The sequence below is a fragment of the Protofrankia sp. CiP1_Cm_nod4 genome, assembly GCF_982290645.1.
On sequence record NZ_CEVIVC010000267.1, the window covers coordinates 1 to 1688 of the forward strand.

The following is a 1688-nucleotide window of genomic DNA, read 5'->3' on the forward strand; positions in this document are numbered from 1 at the left end:
GAGCGGGTGAGGCCGGCGGGAGCGGCGGGGCTGGTGGGGGTGTGCGGCTGGCCGGGCGGGAAGCCGAGGGCTGGCAGGGGCGTCCGGATGCCCTGCGCTCGTCCCCCTTGTCGGTGCCGGCGGGGTCGAGGCCGCGGGTGGGGCCGGCTGCCGCCGGTGCTGTCCGGCCGGCTGTGCTGCGTTGGTGGGCTGTCGTTCTCGCCGTCGGGACCGTCGTCGCCACGATGATCGAGCCGGTTCCCGATGGCCCGCAGGCGGTGGAGCGGACGCCGGTCCTGATCGGGGCCATCGGTGACGTCACCCTGGTGCTGCTGTTCGTGGCCTTCGTCGCACTGCTTGCCGGCCGCCGCTGGGGGCTCGGGGCGGCGACCTACGCGGGCGCCGGGCTTGTGGCGCTCTCGGCGCTGTGCCCGGCCTCGGGCCATCACGATGTGGCGGCCTGGTGGTTCGCGCAGCTCGCGATCAGCGTTGGTCTGTTCGTGGGCTCCCTTGTGCTGCGTTCTCGGGCGAGCGCGCCAGCCCGCCCCTGAGGACCGCCACGCCGGGGGGAGGCGCGCCGGGGAGAGCGCATCGGGACGGGACGGAGAACACACCTGGCCCGAGACATGCCTTCCTGTTTACTTACCGCAAGCGTCTCGTGTCGCTACGGTTATATGTACAGATCGTAGCGACACGGGGAGTAAGCATGCTCAATCAACAGCACGATCAGAGACGATGGCCCGACACTGGCCAGAAGCCCAGGTCAGGGAGGTCATCACGGTGGATACAGGGGCCCCGAGCCGACGTCAGCTCGCCGTTCTGGCCACTCTCGCCGCTGGCGGCGCAGTGACGATGTCGCCCTTCGTCGACGAGCTGGCGGACGTCGACACGCGCTTCCGAGTACTGGTCTGCGAGTACGAGGACATTCCGCTGACCGAATCCCTGCCGCGGCTGGACGCCCTCTACGCGGAGGTCGTCCGCCTCTCCGAGCGCCGGGTGGCCCCGGCGCAGCGCCGGGCCGCCGGTGCCACCCTGGCCCATGTCGAGGCGCTGCGCGCCGACGCGCTGTTCAACACCGACCGGATCGACCAGGCCCGGCGGCTCGCCGAGGCCGCCTACCGGCACGGCCGGTCCGCCGGCGACGCGTTAGCCGTCGGCTACGCCCGGAAGATCGCCGGAATGATCGAGCTGTACGAGGAGCATCCGGAGTCGGCGTTGCGGCTTGCCATGGATGGCCAGCGCCGGGCCGACGGCACCCCGGTGGCCATTGCCGCGCTCGCGTTGCAGGCGCGGGCGATGGCGGTCCTGCCCGGTGGGCGTCCCGACGAGGTGGCCAGGATCGCCGACCGGGCGATCGGCCAGGCGTTCGCGCTGCCGGCCGAGCAGCGGGGGACCCCCGGCGGGGAGGATCCCGGTGCCGTCCACCCGGTGGAGGTCGCCTACCACGGGGTGATCGCCGCCGCGGCGGCCGGTGACCACAGCGCCGCCACGGACTACGCCGACGTCGCCCTGCCCGCGCTGACGGCGATGAACCGTCCGGGGTTCGTCGCGGTCGCGCTCGCCCATCTGGCCGCCGCCGACGCCCGCCGCGGTGACGTGGAATCCGCGCTCGACCGGGCCGGCACCGCCTTCGACCTGGCGCCCCGCCCGTTCCGGGCAGTGGGCCGCCCGCTGGCGGCGACCCTGTTCGCGCTGCGGGCCGGTCACGC

1 protein-coding gene and 1 pseudogene are annotated in these 1688 nt (G+C 73.6%); both read left to right on the plus strand.

Going from position 1 to position 1688, the window contains the following annotated elements:
• The coding region (locus AC5LSR_RS23990; protein ID WP_493469077.1) for a hypothetical protein at positions 1-530 on the plus strand (530 nt) is incomplete at its 5' end.
• Positions 531-759: 229 nt separating this feature from the next.
• Positions 760-1688, plus strand: a pseudogene (locus AC5LSR_RS23995) (hypothetical protein); the annotation flags it as partial.